The 15,351-nt window shown below is 37.7% G+C and carries 17 protein-coding genes; 11 read left to right on the top strand and 6 right to left on the bottom strand.

Annotation, left to right across the window (positions count from 1 at the left end; all coding sequences use genetic code 11):
• Positions 1-21: 21 nt before the first annotated feature.
• The gene (locus ACLHDF_RS04105) at positions 22-564 is read right to left on the bottom strand and encodes a 5' nucleotidase, NT5C type (RefSeq protein WP_413917735.1); all 543 of its coding nucleotides are present in this window, start codon (positions 562-564) and stop codon (positions 22-24) included.
• Between the two features lie 139 nt (positions 565-703).
• The gene (locus tag ACLHDF_RS04100) at positions 704-1,381 is read right to left on the bottom strand and encodes a C40 family peptidase (RefSeq protein WP_413917734.1); all 678 of its coding nucleotides are present in this window, start codon (positions 1,379-1,381) and stop codon (positions 704-706) included.
• Positions 1,382-1,726: 345 nt separating this feature from the next.
• On the opposite strand from ACLHDF_RS04100, the gene pfkA reads away from it, so the two are divergent.
• Positions 1,727-2,686, top strand: coding sequence for a 6-phosphofructokinase (pfkA, locus tag ACLHDF_RS04095; RefSeq protein WP_413917733.1), 960 nt, complete (start codon positions 1,727-1,729; stop codon positions 2,684-2,686).
• Between the two features lie 26 nt (positions 2,687-2,712).
• Here pfkA and ACLHDF_RS04090 read toward each other — a convergent pair whose 3' ends face one another.
• The gene (locus tag ACLHDF_RS04090) at positions 2,713-2,856 is read right to left on the bottom strand and encodes a hypothetical protein (protein ID WP_013058677.1); all 144 of its coding nucleotides are present in this window, start codon (positions 2,854-2,856) and stop codon (positions 2,713-2,715) included.
• Positions 2,857-3,014: 158 nt separating this feature from the next.
• Here ACLHDF_RS04090 and ACLHDF_RS04085 point away from each other — a divergent pair, with 158 nt between their 5' ends.
• The 5 genes from ACLHDF_RS04085 (at position 3,015) to safA (ending at position 7,228) form a co-directional block, all read left to right on the top strand.
• Positions 3,015-3,413: a universal stress protein gene (locus ACLHDF_RS04085; RefSeq protein ID WP_413917732.1), complete on the top strand. Its 399-nt coding sequence runs from the start codon at positions 3,015-3,017 to the stop codon at positions 3,411-3,413.
• Positions 3,414-3,425: 12 nt separating this feature from the next.
• Positions 3,426-4,145 (top strand): NAD-dependent protein deacylase, encoded by a 720-nt coding sequence (locus ACLHDF_RS04080; protein WP_413917731.1) that lies wholly within the window; start codon positions 3,426-3,428, stop codon positions 4,143-4,145.
• A 114-nt stretch (positions 4,146-4,259) separates the two neighbouring features.
• On the top strand, positions 4,260-4,490 hold the full coding sequence (locus ACLHDF_RS04075; RefSeq protein WP_413917730.1) for a hypothetical protein: 231 nt from the start codon (positions 4,260-4,262) through the stop codon (positions 4,488-4,490).
• 611 nt (positions 4,491-5,101) lie between these two features.
• Positions 5,102-6,466, top strand: coding sequence for a hemolysin family protein (locus ACLHDF_RS04070; protein WP_413917729.1), 1,365 nt, complete (start codon positions 5,102-5,104; stop codon positions 6,464-6,466).
• A gap of 138 nt (positions 6,467-6,604) precedes the next feature.
• Positions 6,605-7,228, top strand: coding sequence for a SafA/ExsA family spore coat assembly protein (safA, locus tag ACLHDF_RS04065; protein ID WP_413917728.1), 624 nt, complete (start codon positions 6,605-6,607; stop codon positions 7,226-7,228).
• A gap of 40 nt (positions 7,229-7,268) precedes the next feature.
• Here the strand turns inward: safA and ACLHDF_RS04060 are convergent, their stop codons facing one another.
• The gene (locus tag ACLHDF_RS04060) at positions 7,269-8,375 is read right to left on the bottom strand and encodes a mechanosensitive ion channel family protein (protein WP_413917727.1); all 1,107 of its coding nucleotides are present in this window, start codon (positions 8,373-8,375) and stop codon (positions 7,269-7,271) included.
• A 297-nt stretch (positions 8,376-8,672) separates the two neighbouring features.
• Here ACLHDF_RS04060 and ACLHDF_RS04055 point away from each other — a divergent pair, with 297 nt between their 5' ends.
• Both ACLHDF_RS04055 and ACLHDF_RS04050 read left to right on the top strand, forming a co-directional pair.
• Positions 8,673-9,638, top strand: a complete 966-nt coding sequence (locus ACLHDF_RS04055; protein ID WP_413917726.1) for a bile acid:sodium symporter family protein — start codon at positions 8,673-8,675, stop codon at positions 9,636-9,638.
• Between the two features lie 157 nt (positions 9,639-9,795).
• Positions 9,796-10,248, top strand: coding sequence for a CBO0543 family protein (locus ACLHDF_RS04050; protein WP_413917725.1), 453 nt, complete (start codon positions 9,796-9,798; stop codon positions 10,246-10,248).
• Positions 10,249-10,310: 62 nt separating this feature from the next.
• Here the strand turns inward: ACLHDF_RS04050 and ACLHDF_RS04045 are convergent, their stop codons facing one another.
• Positions 10,311-11,744, bottom strand: a complete 1,434-nt coding sequence (locus ACLHDF_RS04045; RefSeq protein ID WP_413917724.1) for an alanine/glycine:cation symporter family protein — start codon at positions 11,742-11,744, stop codon at positions 10,311-10,313.
• A 282-nt stretch (positions 11,745-12,026) separates the two neighbouring features.
• Positions 12,027-12,647 carry a LysE family translocator gene (locus ACLHDF_RS04040; protein ID WP_413917723.1) on the bottom strand — a complete coding sequence of 207 codons (621 nt, stop codon included), beginning with the start codon at positions 12,645-12,647 and terminating at the stop codon, positions 12,027-12,029.
• Positions 12,648-12,865: 218 nt separating this feature from the next.
• Here ACLHDF_RS04040 and ACLHDF_RS04035 point away from each other — a divergent pair, with 218 nt between their 5' ends.
• The 3 genes from ACLHDF_RS04035 (at position 12,866) to ACLHDF_RS04025 (ending at position 15,235) form a co-directional block, all read left to right on the top strand.
• The gene (locus ACLHDF_RS04035; protein ID WP_413917722.1) at positions 12,866-13,348 is read left to right on the top strand and encodes a GNAT family N-acetyltransferase; all 483 of its coding nucleotides are present in this window, start codon (positions 12,866-12,868) and stop codon (positions 13,346-13,348) included.
• Entirely contained in the window at positions 13,345-14,271 is a 927-nt protein-coding gene (locus ACLHDF_RS04030; RefSeq protein ID WP_413917721.1) for a DMT family transporter, read from the top strand. Before ACLHDF_RS04035 ends, ACLHDF_RS04030 begins: the two co-directional genes overlap by 4 nt.
• A gap of 100 nt (positions 14,272-14,371) precedes the next feature.
• Positions 14,372-15,235 (top strand): MBL fold metallo-hydrolase, encoded by an 864-nt coding sequence (locus tag ACLHDF_RS04025; RefSeq protein ID WP_413917720.1) that lies wholly within the window; start codon positions 14,372-14,374, stop codon positions 15,233-15,235.
• The last annotated feature ends 116 nt before the right edge of the window (positions 15,236-15,351 follow it).

The raw sequence follows: 15,351 nt of genomic DNA, 5'->3' as shown, positions 1-15,351 counted from the left end.
AAGTCCACATGTTTTTTACGCTCAACATTTTTTGAAATAATTGTTCACGTACTCTTCAAATTGAAGCCAGTCGTCTACACGAGGGACATTTACTTCTTCGTTATACGGATAGCTCATGGCCACAGCATGGCGACCTGTAGCTTGAAAAGCCTTCAAATTATGCGGTGCATCATCAAATAGCAAGTCTCCATATACTTTATCTTTTTGATGTGTAAATACGATATTGTACTTTCCGATAAACGGAAGATGTTTTTCAACCCACTGTTCTTTTTCTGTATAAGCATATGTACGGCTGCTCGTGACAATTAAAATAGCAAACCTTTCATAAAGCCGTCTAAGAACCTCAATAGCATGAGGCAGGGGTTTTAAATGTAAAAAAAGCCCTGGCTGATCGAGGTAATCATAAATTCTTATGCCGCACTCTGGCTTTACGTACTTTTCCGATTCCCAGCATTTTAACTTTTTAACCGATAAGCTGTCGCTATAATCTTCGTTATATTTGTTATGCCAATCCGTCATAAGATCACAAATGACAGAATCCATGTCAATTAAAAGGGTGTGCATTTATTCAACTTCCTTTACAGTATTCATCTACACGCTTGGTTTTGCAATGTAATGTGCTGTTTCTACTATACCAAATCTTTTACATGCAGAAAAAGAGCAAGCCGCATCAAAATCGCACAGCTTGCCCTTTTTATAGAATTTACATTCTTTTAGCACCTAAATAGCGCTTGCTCCAATAGCTCTCTTTCAGAGAAGAGATGCTTACACCTTTAGATGAAGAGCAGTGAAGAAACTGGTTATTTCCTAAATAAATTCCTGCATGAGAAGGTCCTTTTGTATAAGTTTGAAAGAAAACAATGTCTCCAGCTTTTGGACTTGAGACGCGCGTTCCTTTTTGATAAATTTGAGCTACCGTTCGAGGAAGCTGAACCCCACCGCCATGTTTGAATGCATAGCCAATAAATCCGCTGCAGTCAAAGCCACTTGGCGTTGTTCCCCCCCAGCGATATCGAACGCCCATATACTGTTTTCCTTTGTTGATTACTGCATTAGGATTATAGCGGGCTGAGCTAGAAGACGATTTGCCATTTGCTGAAACCCCTAGTTTAGCATACGTTCCTTTTCCGACGATACCATCTGCTGCTAGTCCGTTTTTGCGCTGAAATGATTTTACAGCAGAAGTTGTAACAGTCCCAAAGTATGTAGTCGTATTCCCTTTAAAATAGCCTTTATTTTTCAACGTTTGTTGTAGTTGTTTAACATCTTGATGCTTCATGCCTTGACGCAGCGTTTGGTCGCCTAGAGCTGCTTGGCTGACAATCGGGCTAGTAGAAACAATAACGCCAGCAAGCGTAAGAGCTGCTATTACTTTTTTCATAAAACTAGTACCCCCTGAAAATTTTTCCTGACTTGAGTAAATTCATCATATCATCTTTCGACAGCGTTCTACGTTACAATTTCATTACATATATGAAAAAAATGAAATATAACGGTGAATATAGTCTTATAAAAGCTGTATCTAAAAGGGTTCTTTAGATGTGTGATATTGCTAGAAAAACTTTGAATATTTGACGGTAAATAACTAAAAGATATGAAAAAGTATGTACATTTAAAATTTAACAAAGAAATATGTTGTGAATTACTACACAAAAAGTTCGAACTCGGGTAAAATGTAGAACTATAATATAGTAGTCATGTATGTGACTTTGATGAGGTGAAAGTAATGAAAAGAATAGGTGTATTAACAAGCGGCGGAGATTCTCCAGGTATGAATCCTGCGGTTCGTGCTGTTGTGCGTAAAGCAATTCATGAAGGTATGGAAGTTTACGGTATCTATCAAGGATATCAAGGATTAATAGAAGGAAATATTAAAAAGCTAGAAGTTGGAGACGTTGGTGACATCATTCAACGCGGAGGTACAATGCTTTATTCTGCAAGATGTCCAGAATTCAAAACAGAAGAAGGACGTCTAAAAGGTATTGAAAACCTTAAGAAACATGGTATTGAAGGCTTAGTAGTGATCGGTGGAGACGGATCATATATGGGAGCTGTAAAATTAACAGAACTTGGTTTCCCTTGTATCGGTATCCCAGGAACGATTGATAACGATATCCCAGGAACAGATTTTACATTAGGATTTGATACGGCTCTTCATACGGTTATCGATGCAATTGATAAAATCCGTGATACGGCGACTTCTCATGAACGTACGTTTATTATTGAAGTTATGGGTCGTAATGCAGGAGACATCGCTCTTTGGTCAGGTCTTGCTGGCGGTGCGGAAACAATCCTTATCCCAGAAGCAAAAGATGAGTTCCAAGAGATGGTTGATCGTTTGAAAAAAGGACAAGAGCGTGGTAAAAAGCACAGCATTATCGTAGTAGCTGAAGGTGTAGCAAATGGTAATGAAGTAGCGAAGCAGCTGCATGAAGCGGCAGGCATTGAAACGCGTGTAACAGTATTAGGACACATCCAGCGCGGCGGTTCCCCAACTGCTCAAGATCGTGTGCTAGGAAGCCGTTTCGGTGGTCGTGCAGTCGAACTTTTACTAGAAGGTAAAGGCGGCCGTGCAATCGGTATCCGTAAAAATGAAATTGTAGATTATGATATTATGGAAATTTTAGGTGAACCTCATCATATCAATGCTGATATGTACCGTTTATCTAAAGAGCTTTCAATCTAATCACAGTATTGTTGAGGCGAAACTTCTTATATAGAAGGAGTTTCGTCTTTTTTTGATTGCATCCCTGTCCCTTCACAATGTTTGCATGTTTTCATATAACCGATCCCAGGAATAACGGCTAGTTTTCCAAGCCCTTTGCAAAAAGTGCAAATTAATTCAAAACCGAACATCGTTCCATCCCCTCTGAACACGTTTTTTTTCAGTTTATCATAAAAGTAGACAAATAATTTTAAAAATTATAGAAATAATCAAAAAAATGATTACATTTGAACAGCGAGTGATATAGTAAAGAGAGAAGACCATTTTACAAAAGAGGAGAGAAAGCGTGATGTTTAAACGAATTTTACTTGCCTCAGATGGCTCAGAGCATGCAGCTAAAGCAACGGAAAAAGCGGTTCAGCTGGCTCAGTTGACGGAAAACAGTTTTATCCAAGTTATTTATGCAGTAGAGGGTGATTCAAGGTTAAAATCACTTAGCCGCGACGAGGAGCGAGAAAGTCGAATACATACAACAGATGAACTTTTAAAACAAGGAAACGTGGAGTATGAGATTGCGTTTATGCATGGAGACGCGGCTAAAACAGTGATTCAATTTGCTAATCAAAACTCATTTGATCTTGTAGTAATAGGGAGCAGAGGGTTAAATCCTGTAAAAGGCATGCTGCTTGGGAGCGTTAGTTCTAAAATTGCACAGCAAGTAACCATTCCAGTGCTAATTGTTAAATAGGAGAGAAATCCAATGTCAAAACAGTACAAAGAATTAAAACAGCTTATTGACGGTGCTACACACATTTGTTTTTTTACTGGAGCAGGAATGAGCACGGAGTCAGGGATACCAGACTTTCGTTCTCAAAATGGCTTATATCGCCAAAATAAAAGCTTTGTGGATATAGTAGCTGCTGACTTTTATGAACAGTATCCTGAGGAATTTTGGCCGCTTTTTAAAGAAATTTTTCATATTAAAATGCTGCATCAGTATAAAGCGAATACGGGCCATCGGTTTATTGCAGGACTAGAAGCAGACAAAACCGTGCATGTTATTACACAAAATATTGATGGATTGCACCAAGATGCAGGAAGCACAAACGTTTTTGAAATTCATGGATCTATTAAACGAGCTCATTGTCCAAGCTGTAAAGAAGAGTATGATTTAGCTTATTTAAATCAGTCAGCTCTCCCCCAATGTACAGGATGTGAGCGCCTTTTAAAGCCAAATGTTGTTCTGTTTGGGGATGCCATTCATCAGTTTGATGAAGCAGTTACAGCAGCGCTGTCATCTGATTTATTCATCGTGCTTGGTTCATCGCTTGAAGTAGCACCCATTAATCAAATTCCGCTGCTTGTGAGCCAGTACAATCGTACAAACATGGTAATGGTTAATAAAGAACCTACGCGTTATGATTACTTGTTTGATTTGGTTATCTATGATTCCATTGGAAAAGTAGTAGCAAATTTATAAGCGCCTATGTATGGACATAGCGCTTTTTTAGCATTTAGTGATAAAGTGTAGGGATGTATCATATGGTGTAGTACATCATACATTCACTAATTGATAGAAGGGATGTTTTCGCATATGAGTGTAGGCTTGAGAGTTTGTCTCTTCATTGTTGGTATTGCACTCAAAGTGACAGCTGTTTTGTCTTTGATTTTTGAAATGAATCTTGTCCCTATTCACGGAAGGAGTCTCACTTACTATGCTGAAGCGTTAGGTATGAAACTCCCCATTATTTGTTTTTTTCTTGGCTTTTTTTGTGTAGCAGCAAGCTTTTATTTACCTGCTAAAAATCGCCGCATCAGTAAATAGCAAGGGCAGGAGACTAACTAAAACGTTTGACTGCAAAGTTTTTAACATTTAAAATAAAATCAATAAGTTTAAAAAGAAATAGGATAATTATTCCTTATACTTTTTGGATATACGGAAATAGAGGTGATTGGATGGGGCAGTGTACCACGTTGGCGGAGTAGCATTACATGCACCAGTGTCAAAACGTACAATACATTATTATACAGAACCACGTTTGCTTCACGCATCTCGCTCTTCATCACATAATCGCTCTTTTAAGATGTTAACAGACTTTAACCTTATAAAGGTCGTAAACTACTAAATTTTTTATAAATGAATGAAAGAGAGAATCAGCGCTGAAGCAACATCATGAAATGCAGCAATATAAACCATTGCTGCACATCTAGAACAGCTGAATAAAGAATGACCTGTTACATTAACGAGTGAAACGTGAGATAAGGAAGAAAGATTGGCAGTTTTGCTCCATATAAAAATGTTTATACATTTATCATTTGATTCCTTCTTATATGCACTTTTCCATGTGATCAGTACAGGGATAGAGTTCTTTATCAAATTTTTTATTTTTTAGGAGGTGAGTCCTTACTCGTTTTTACACGAGCTAAGGAACTTGATTGGACATATTTAACTTGATTTTACTAGCGGTACTGATTGCATTAACTGCTTTTTTCGTTGCTACCGAGTTTGCGATTATTCGCGTGAGGAGTTCCAAAGTGGATCAGCTTATAGCAGAAGGAAGCAGCAATGCAAAAGCTGCGAAGCAAGTTATTTCAAATTTAGATGAATACTTATCTGCGTGTCAGCTTGGTATTACGATTACTGCGCTGGGGATTGGTTGGTTAGGAGAGCCTACACTTTCGCATCTTCTGTCGCCGTTACTTGATCAACTAGGGATAAGCGGAGCTTTAACAAAAGTACTATCTGTTGCGATTTCTTTTGCGGTTGTTACATTTATAAACGTTGTGGTTGGAGAGCTTGCTCCGAAAACCTTTGCAATTCAAAAAGCAGAGAAAGTTACTTTATTATTTGTTCGTCCCCTTATTCTCTTTTACAAGGTAACCTATCCTTTCATTTGGTTATTAAACAGTTCTTCTCGTTTAATAACCGGGTTATTTGGTCTAAAGCCTGCTTCAGAAAATGAGCTTGCACACAGTGAAGAAGAGCTTCGCATCTTGTTATCAGAAAGCTATAAAAGCGGTGAAATCAATCAATCGGAGTTTAAATATGTAAGTAAAATTTTTGACTTTGATGATCGCGTTGCTAAGGAGATTATGGTGCCGCGTACGGAAGTCGTTTCAATTGATCAAGAAGATACGGTCGAATACATCCTCGATATGGTGCAAGAAGAGCGGTTTACCCGCTATCCTGTCATTGATGGGGATAAAGACCATATTATCGGAATGGTCAATATGAAAGAGATTTTAACCGAGATTGTAATGAACAACAGCAAGGAAAAAATAAATTTAAAACAGTATATCCGTCCTGTTATTGAAGTAATTGAATCAATTCCTATTCATGATTTATTGCTTAAGATGCAGCGTGAACGTATTCATATGGCTATTTTAATTGATGAATATGGAGGAACAGCAGGGATTGTAACAGTAGAGGATATTTTAGAGGAAATTGTCGGTGAAATTCGTGATGAATTTGATGCTGACGAACTTCCATTAATTCAGAAAGTCAAACCCGATCATTATATTGTAGATGGGAAGTTATTAGTAAGTGAGCTTAACGATCTTCTTGGTACAACAATTGATGATACGGATGTTGATACAATTGGAGGCTGGGTCTTGACGGAAAAATATGACGTTAAGCAAGGAGAAAGCCTTAGCTTTGATCAGTATGACTTTACTGTTACGAAAATGGAAGGGCATCACATTCAATATATTGATGTGATAAAAAAACGTCAGGTGCATCACAGCACGGATGAAACGGTTAATGTGTCAGACATAAACCAGTCACAAGCTTTATCTTCATAACAAGAAGGCGCATTGCAAAAGAGCAGTGCGTCTTTTTTTATAAAGAGAGCGCGCGGTGAAAATGACAAAGTCATATGATGGAACTGAGGGATAATATTACCGCTATTAATCTTGAAATCAATTTGCTTTAATAAAAGTATGAAAACTCTATCAAAACTTTTATTAGTAACATTGTTGTCTGTCACTCTAGCTTTTGGTCTTAATAACACTGCGCAAGCAGCAACCGTACATACCGTTCAATCGGGAGATACGATGTGGAAAATAGCAGTAAAATATCAGGTTGGCGTTTCCGAGCTGATTGAAGCGAACTCTGCTATTAAAAACCCTAATTCAATCTATCCGGGACAGAAAATTACTATTCCAACAGATAAAGCAGGAAGTTCTTACGAAGAGCAAGTGGTTCAGCTGGTGAATCAAGAACGTGCTAAAGTAGGGCTTAAACCTTTAAAGTCTAATTGGGAAGTAGCTCGCGTTGCTCGCTTTAAATCGCAGGATATGATTGATAAAAATTATTTTAATCATACATCACCTACATATGGAAGTCCGTTCGACATGATGAAAAAATTTGGTATTACATACAGTACAGCAGGTGAAAATATCGCTGCTGGACAAACAACTCCAAAAGAAGTGGTTAACGCATGGATGAATAGCGAAGGTCACCGTAAAAACATACTATCGAGTCAGTTTACCGAAATCGGAGTAGGTTACGCTAAAGGCGGAAGCTACGGCCATTACTGGACTCAAATGTTCATTTCAAACTAAAAAAGAAAGGAAAAAAAGCTGACTTAGTAGTCAGCTTTTTTTAGCTTCGAGCAGTTTCAAGGAATTCTTTTGGATTGCCAGAAAGCTTTCCGTCCTGCTCAACAATGAGTGTACGCGTAGGAAAAGCAAATTCTACTCCTTCTTCTTCAAGAATGTCCATAATTTCGAAGTTTATTTTTTCTTTTACATCTAAATAATCAGCAAAAACGGTTGTATTTGTAAAGAAATACAAATAGATATTTAGACTGGATTCATAGAAACCGTCAAAGTTAACAAGAATCGTTTCATTGTGAATTTCTTCGTGCTCAGTCAGCATCTTTTTAATTCTTGCCACTACGGTTTCTAATTTTTCTTTTGGTGTATTATAATTCAAGTTTAAATGAAAGGCAATTTGACGTTTTCCCATTTTAGCCCAGTTGATAATGGGCTCGTTAGAAAGAGTAGCATTTGGAACTGTTACGACTGCTTGAGCGAACGTTCGAACTTTGGTGCTTCGAAACGTAATATCTTCTACAACGCCTTCCACACTCGGTGTTTTAATCCAATCTCCAATGGTAAAAGGCTTTTCAGTAATAATCACAATTCCGCCGAATAAATTACTAACGGTGTCCTTTGCCGCTAGAGCAAAAGCAAGACCACCTAACCCAAGGCCGGCTACAAAGCCGTTTACGTTAAAGCCCCATTCTTCTGCGATGATGGAGATGGAAAGCATAACAACAACGATGCGGATGAACTTTTCAACAAAAGGAATAATAATTCGATCCACTTGAATATCAAAGTTTTTAGCAAACGTTGCAAAAAATAAATTGGTAGAAGCAGCTAAATTATATAAGCCCCATCCTGCAAGACCGACGGACGCTGAACGAACTAAATGTCTTTCCGTTACGGACGTTAAAGCATCAAAGGGAAGATAGGGAAGAGCAAGCTTGAAACCAATAATAACAAAAATCCAGCGCAGCGGTTTTTCAAAAGCTTCTAAAACGCTCGTAATTAACTTGATTTTTTTATTTTTGACAAAACCAATAATAAACTTAAACAAATAGGTCGTGAACAGCTTGCGAAGAATTAAAAAGATCAGAAAGATCCCAATCGCAATCACGATTCTTTTCCAATCATCTAACGATGACAGAGACTTCAAAAAATCCATACAATCCTCCTAATTACCAAAACTGTGTTACAGTTCATTTATATCCGTCAGTTGAAAGCATTCCTATGTAGAGTGTGCTTTACTCTTACCCTAAATTCATGCTTTTTAAAAGCTTCTTCCCTATTAAAATAGCATAAAAATACCCGTAAATCTATTTAAGTGATAATTATGAATATATCTCTTTTTAGTAAAACGGACAGACAATAGTTTGAAAATAAGTTGTATAATGAATAGGTGATATTATAAACGTTCATTTATCTTATTATTTATTTAAAATATTCGTTGGAGGGAGAAGCTTTGTTAAGTCAATTAAATAGAATGCTAGAAAGATTAATGCCCTTTATTACGCCGATCAGCTTACTCATAGGAGTTATTATTGGTTCGTCACTGGGTCAGTATACGTTCTTAATTCCATGGCTTTTTGCATTAATGACGTTTGCCGGAAGTCTAAACTCAAACTTTCAGCAGTTAAACGCCACGATACACCGTCCATTTCCAATCATTATGGCCCTGTTTGTTTTACATATTTTTATGCCAGCGTGGGCTTGGAGCGTTGGCCAAGTAATTTTTCCACATGATGTATTTACAAGCACAGGCCTTTTGCTAGCAGCGATTATTCCAACCGGAGTGACTAGTTTTATTTGGGTGTCTATTTATAAAGGAAGTATACCTCTTGCGCTGTCCATTATTTTAATTGATACCCTTTTAGCACCGCTTATCGTTCCTTATACGCTTTTATTGGTGGTTGGAGACACTGTGCATTTGGAAGCGCTAAAGTTAGTCAAAGATTTATGTTTTATGATTGTCCTTCCATCTCTGTTGGGCATGTGCTTAAATCAATATACGAAAGGGACAATTAAGCAAACGCTAGGACCAAAACTGGCACCTATTTCGAAAATAGGATTAAGTGTGATGGTCATGGTAAATGGAGGAGTAATTGCTCCTTATTTAAAGCATATCGATAAAAAACTGCTGTTTATCATCGTGATTGTCTTTTTAATGAGCTCTGCTGGTTATTTCTTCAGCTGGATGATTGGCAAATGGCTAAAGTGGGACCGAGCAAAAGTTGTGACGCTTACGTTTTGCGGAGGCATGAGAAATATTAGCGCAGGAGCCGTATTAGCCGTATCTTATTTTCCAGCTCCCGTTGCTGTCCCCGTCGTACTAGGAATGCTATTTCAGCAGGTATTAGCTGCTTTATCAGGGCGTTTAGTTCAAAACTATTATCAGAAAAAAGACGCTAAATTTGTTTCATTAAAATAAATAGAAGAGGTAGAAGACGAATCTCTGTAATAACAAATTAAGCACTTTGTTTTAAGAGTGAAAAATAAGGTGCTTTTCCGCTTGTTACGTTCAAGAGAATGAGATGATTAGAAAAAAGAACGGTGTGGCATACTAGAAAGAAAAAGGTCGGATATTTTTGCTTATTAATATAGCACTGGCGTTTGTTATACCTTGGGTTTTTGGCACACTCTACTTATACCCTCGAAATCGTCGTTTATTACCTTTAGTAGGAACTGCTTTTTGCGTTTTAGCAATCGTTATCAATGAATTAGGCAGCTACTATGGCTTTTGGAAAATCGACACTTCTTTAGAAAATGAGGCATTAGAAGCGCTGCCTTTTAATTTAGGTGTCTATCCTGTGTTGGCCAGCTATATGATTTTTTTAATCCAACGAATAGGAAAGCCTTATTTTTTTATTTTTCTTATTGCGCTGTTTACGACATTTTTGGAAGAAATGTACGTGTATATGGAAAGAGTTATGTACGGGAACGGATGGAATATTGGTTGGACATTTTTTTCCTACTGGATTCCGTACGGCGTAATCTACGTGTACTATAGATATTTAGTGAGGCTTCGACTGCTGCATTAAAAGGAAGAAAATGAAGTAAATATGCGCAACAAAAAAAGCCGTGAATATTCACGGCTTTTCCATTAGATTGCTTTTTTTGAGCTGTTTTTATCTTTTGAGTGATCCCATGCGTCGATATTATCAAGTCCAGGAATACTGTCTTGATAGAAGACAGGGTCTTTTCCGACTTTCTTTTGGGCAAGATAATCTTTGAGTGCGGCAAAGGCCACTTTTGACAGCAACAGAATTGCGATTAAGTTGACTACTACCATAAAGCCCATAAACAGATCAGCTAAATCCCATACAAGCTGAATTTGGGAGATAGAACCGAACACAATCATTACAAGTACAGCAATACGATAAGTCATCAGCCAAGCTTTATTTGTGTTCAGGAACTCAATATTTGTTTCTCCGTAGTAGTAGTTACCAATCAATGTACTAAAAGCGAATAAGAAAATCATAATCGCAAGAGCACCAGCAGCCCAAGAACCCATGTGAGTGCTTAAAGCAGCTTGTGTTAATTCAATGCCGCTTAAATTTTTATTAGTATAAGCACCTGAAAGCAAAATGATAAAGGCAGTACTACTACAAATAATAAGAGTATCTGTTAATACGCCAAATGCTTGAATTAATCCTTGTTTTACCGGGTGGCTTGTTGTTGCAGCGGCTGCTGCGTTTGGTGCACTACCCATACCCGCTTCGTTTGAAAATAGGCCACGTTTAATACCTTGCATAAGAGCTGCTCCAAGAGAACCACCTGCAATTTGCTCAAAACCAAACGCATTTTTAACGATTTGAGCAATAAGAGAAGGCATTTCTTGAATGTTCATGATAATAATAAAGAATGCTACACCAATGTAAGCAACAGCCAGTACCACAACAATGTATTCTGACATTTTTGCAATACGCTTAACTCCGCCAAAAATAATGGCAGCGAAAGCCACTGTCATAATAATCCCTAACACTAAACGATTTGTTCCGAACGCATTTTCAAACGCAAGAGTAATCGTGTTCGATTGTACAGCATTAAAAATTAAACCGAATGACAAAGTAATCAAGATGGCAAAAAGTCCGCCCATCCAGCGCTTTTTTAACCCTTTTTCCATATAGTAAGCCGGTCCGCCTCGGAAGCCGCCTTCTTTGTCTTTTACTTTGTATACTTGTGCTAACGTACTTTCGATAAAAGCTGAAGCTGAACCAATAACCGCAAGCACCCACATCCAAAATACAGCACCAGGTCCCCCTAAAGCAATTGCAATCGCTATACCTGTAATGTTACCTGTACCAACACGGGCTGCCATACTGATACAAAACGCTTGGAATGGTGAAATTCCGTCTTTAGAAGAGCTGTCAGCACCTTCTTTTAATACACGAATCATTTCTTTTAATAACCGAATTTGTAAAAACTTTGACCTAAAAGTAAAGAACAAACCAAATGCAATCAGCATCGCAATCAGTAAGTAGGACCAAAGAAATTCGTTGATTGAACTAACAAAACCTTGAACTACTTCTTGCATAGTTTCACCTCTCCATAAATTATAATAGAATAATAATAAAAAACATGAATATATAGAATTTTCCCTCTATTTAAATAGGTCTCCCTATTCCCCAGCTGTTTTTCTTCATTATTCTTGTCGAATCTTGTTGCTGAAGCTAAACCTTATATATATATAAAATAATAATTTCGGTCTTTTGTCAACTAACCTTACATGAAAAAACAGGGTAGTATGACAAGTAAATCGTATATAAAAAGGTGATAACAGCAGGGACCAAAGAAAATTCAGTTTATTTTACTTTACTTAATTGTTACTAGAAAATAAAAGTTTTAGTCCAAGTACGCCAAAAACTGTCCCTTTTACATATTTTAACGTGTGCTGAAAAACACGGCTTTTTTTAACTTTTTTTCCAAGTCCAGAAGCAAATAGCGCAATAAGTGAAAAGATGATAAGCGTTTCTGCGATAAAGATGATTCCAAACAAAATCATCTGCAAACTTACATGTCCAAGGGACGAATTAACAAACTGCGGTAAGAACGTAATGAAGAAAATAGCTACCTTTGGGTTAGTTAAATTGCTAACAAATCCTTTTCTAAAGTGATGCTGCTGCTGCGCTTTTTCTGTTAATTCCAATGGTCCGCTTTTTTCTCGAAACGATTGATACGCTAAAAACAGCAGGTACAGAACGCCTACAATCTTTAGAATCGTAAAGGCAATAATTGATTTTTGAAAGATGATAGATAGACCAACTGCAGCTAAAAGAGTATGTACAAATGTTCCCGTAATAGATCCTAATACGGTTTTGATGCCCGCTTTAACGCCTGAAGCAATACTTTGTGTCATTACGAAAATCATATCTTGTCCTGGTATTAAGACAATAATAAGTGACACGGCTATGTAAGGTATAAGCCAAGAAAATGTCATGATGATTCCCTCCCAACAGAATTTTAACCATTTCGACAAAAAGTTCTCAAGAGTGTCTGCTAATGAATTAATAGATTAATGAAGTAAAGTCAGAAGGTATAAAAGCGTGGAGATAGGGTGCTCTAATTGATAAAAATTAATAAATGATGTAGGAAAAAAATAGGTGGTGTTGTATAATGATTCAACATAGTTAATTTTTATAGAAAGAAGGTAAAAAAATGAAGTACTGTTTAGCACAACCGGAGAACGCTGCTACAGTTCACAATCTTATGCTGCAAGCTTTCTCCATATATCGTGATTCTGTGCCACCATCCAGTGCTCTTGATGAAACGATAGAATCTATTACGCAATCGTTAAAACAAGGAAAACAAGCTGTCATTTTATATGTCGAAGATAGCCCTGTAGCAATGGCGCGTTTTACGCTAGAAGAAGCGAGCTTATATTTTTACCGCTTATCGGTTATTCCTGCTTTTCAAGGAAAAGGAATGGCAAAGCGGCTTATTCAATGGTTAGAAACATACGCGAAAGAGTGTGGTAAAGAAAGTTTATCATGCAAGGTAAGAATGAATATTTCTCGTAATATAGCTTTGTATGAATCAATCGGTTTTTACATAGAAGAAACAGAAATCGTACATAGAGACGGAGTGGATATTCCTGTAGCAAATATGAAAAAAGACAGTCTAAAAGGAGTGATTGCATGAATAAGTCAACTCTTCCTTTACCGCCTGCATTCTTCCTTTTAGTAGGTGTATTAGCCGTTTCTTTTTCTTCTATTTTAATTAAATGGTCGGATGCTCCAGCTTCTATTTTAGGGATGTATAGGCTTCTGTTTACAGTCTTGCTGTTCTTGCCGTTTTTGCCATGGGGAAAAATGAACGGTCTTTTAAAAAATAGTACTGTAAAAGAATGGATAATGCTAGCCGCATCAGGCGTGTTTTTAGGACTTCACTTTTTGTTTTGGATGGAGTCTTTTTCACATACAACAGTTGCTAGCGCTATGATTTTGACTGCGCTCGAGCCGGTCTTCGTAGTGATAGGAGCTTATTTTTTATTTAAAGAAAAAACAAGCAAAGTAGGAATCATCAGCATTTTAATCGCTGTTAGCGGCTCGGCGATTATCGCATCGGGAGATATCGGAGTATCTAAAACGGCTCTCTACGGAGACTTGCTTTCCGTTTTAGGTACAGTAGCTGTTTCTGTTCACATGCTGGCGGGGCAAGACTTATGCAGGAAAATGCCTCCAATCATCTATAGCTTCGCCGTTTTTTTAATCGGTGGACTGGTTCTATTTGTCTACAATGTTTGGACACATGTATCGCTGACTCAGTACGATGTAAAGGACTGGTGGATCTTTTTGCTTTTAGCGCTTATTCCCAATATTTTTGGCCATGCCTTATTTAACTGGCTGTTAAAGTATGTAGGTGCTACAACGATTTCAATGGCTATTCTAGGCGAGCCAATTGGGGCAATCGTTCTCGCTTATTTCTTGCTCGGAGAAATGACAACAGCTTCTCAAATAGTGGGGGGGATGATTGTGATGATTAGTGTGATGGTATTTTTAAAGTACAAAGCAGCAGAGCCGGAAAAAGTCGTAGCTCTTCAAGAAAAGTCGAATATAAGCTAATGGGATAGGCAAGCAGCACCGAGTATGATACAGTTTATTTATCATTATTTACCATTTGGTGAAAAGGCTATCAAATAAACTACATAAAGAAGGTGTAAATATGCTGAAAAAACTAACCGACCACGTTTACTACTTTCCTCACTCTGAAGAAACGGATCGACCGGTGCTCGGGCTTATATGCGGAGAGAAGTATGGCTTCGTCGTAGATGCTGGGAATTCTCCTGCGCATGCATTATCATTTTTAGAAGAAGTTGAAAAAATAGGAGCCCCTCCAATCAAAGGAGTAGCTATTACGCATTGGCACTGGGATCATACATTTGGCATTCATGCAATGAACAAGTATACAATTGGCCATCATTTGACGAAGAAAAAACTCGCCTACTTAAAGACACTGCGCTGGGACGATGATTCTTTGGATAAACGCGTCCAAGAAGGCGAGGAAATAGAATTTTGCCGGGATATGATAAAGAAAGAAATGCCCAGCCGAGAGACGTTAATTATACAGGAGCCGGACGTAACGTTTCATCATCATATGGAAATTGATTTAGGTGGAATCACTTGTCGCATTCAGCATATTGGAGGGGGACATGCGCAGGACTCGTCCATTGTCTACATACCGCAAGAAAAAGTCCTGTTTTTAGGTGATTGTCTATGTCCAGATCTTTATAGCGGTGATTGGAGTTATGACAAAGAAGACTTTGAACGCCTCCAAAGAGTGCTTAAACAATTTGATGCGCAGTATTATCTCTCGTCTCATTGTCATCCTGAAACTCATAAGGAACTTTGGGAAGATTTAAACCAATTGAATGGTATCGGAGAAATTGTAGGAAATACAGTAGACGCAGAAAAAGCATTTTTTCAGTTTGAATATGAAACGCATAAGAAGCCCACGAATGTACAAAAAGAAAGAATACAGTATTTTGTTAATGGAAACATCAAACGCAGAAGCAGAGAACTGTTTTAATAGTTTATACATAATGATACATAAGCCCGCCCGCTCATAATGTGCTATGAGCGGGCGGGCTTAATTAATTTGTTGTACCGCGATATGCTTTTGATTAAGGTTATAATGTTAAAATA

This window comes from Priestia megaterium, from assembly GCF_046599315.1.
Classification (GTDB): domain Bacteria; phylum Bacillota; class Bacilli; order Bacillales; family Bacillaceae_H; genus Priestia; species Priestia megaterium_F.
Note: the sequence above shows the minus strand (reverse complement) of the source record. Positions and strands in the feature narration are given on the sequence as shown.

Bases quoted from the DNA above. Each gene is read 5' to 3' on its own strand.
- ACLHDF_RS04105 (WP_413917735.1), bottom strand. From the start codon at position 564: ATGCACACCCTTTTAATTGACATGGATTCTGTCATTTGTGATCTTATG.
- ACLHDF_RS04100 (WP_413917734.1), bottom strand. From the start codon at position 1,381: ATGAAAAAAGTAATAGCAGCTCTTACGCTTGCTGGCGTTATTGTTTCT.
- pfkA (WP_413917733.1), top strand. From the start codon at position 1,727: ATGAAAAGAATAGGTGTATTAACAAGCGGCGGAGATTCTCCAGGTATG.
- ACLHDF_RS04090 (WP_013058677.1), bottom strand. From the start codon at position 2,856: ATGTTCGGTTTTGAATTAATTTGCACTTTTTGCAAAGGGCTTGGAAAA.
- ACLHDF_RS04085 (WP_413917732.1), top strand. From the start codon at position 3,015: ATGTTTAAACGAATTTTACTTGCCTCAGATGGCTCAGAGCATGCAGCT.
- ACLHDF_RS04080 (WP_413917731.1), top strand. From the start codon at position 3,426: ATGTCAAAACAGTACAAAGAATTAAAACAGCTTATTGACGGTGCTACA.
- ACLHDF_RS04075 (WP_413917730.1), top strand. From the start codon at position 4,260: ATGAGTGTAGGCTTGAGAGTTTGTCTCTTCATTGTTGGTATTGCACTC.
- safA (WP_413917728.1), top strand. From the start codon at position 6,605: ATGAAAACTCTATCAAAACTTTTATTAGTAACATTGTTGTCTGTCACT.
- ACLHDF_RS04060 (WP_413917727.1), bottom strand. From the start codon at position 8,375: ATGGATTTTTTGAAGTCTCTGTCATCGTTAGATGATTGGAAAAGAATC.
- ACLHDF_RS04045 (WP_413917724.1), bottom strand. From the start codon at position 11,744: ATGCAAGAAGTAGTTCAAGGTTTTGTTAGTTCAATCAACGAATTTCTT.
- ACLHDF_RS04040 (WP_413917723.1), bottom strand. From the start codon at position 12,647: ATGACATTTTCTTGGCTTATACCTTACATAGCCGTGTCACTTATTATT.
- ACLHDF_RS04035 (WP_413917722.1), top strand. From the start codon at position 12,866: ATGAAGTACTGTTTAGCACAACCGGAGAACGCTGCTACAGTTCACAAT.
- ACLHDF_RS04030 (WP_413917721.1), top strand. From the start codon at position 13,345: ATGAATAAGTCAACTCTTCCTTTACCGCCTGCATTCTTCCTTTTAGTA.
- ACLHDF_RS04025 (WP_413917720.1), top strand. From the start codon at position 14,372: ATGCTGAAAAAACTAACCGACCACGTTTACTACTTTCCTCACTCTGAA.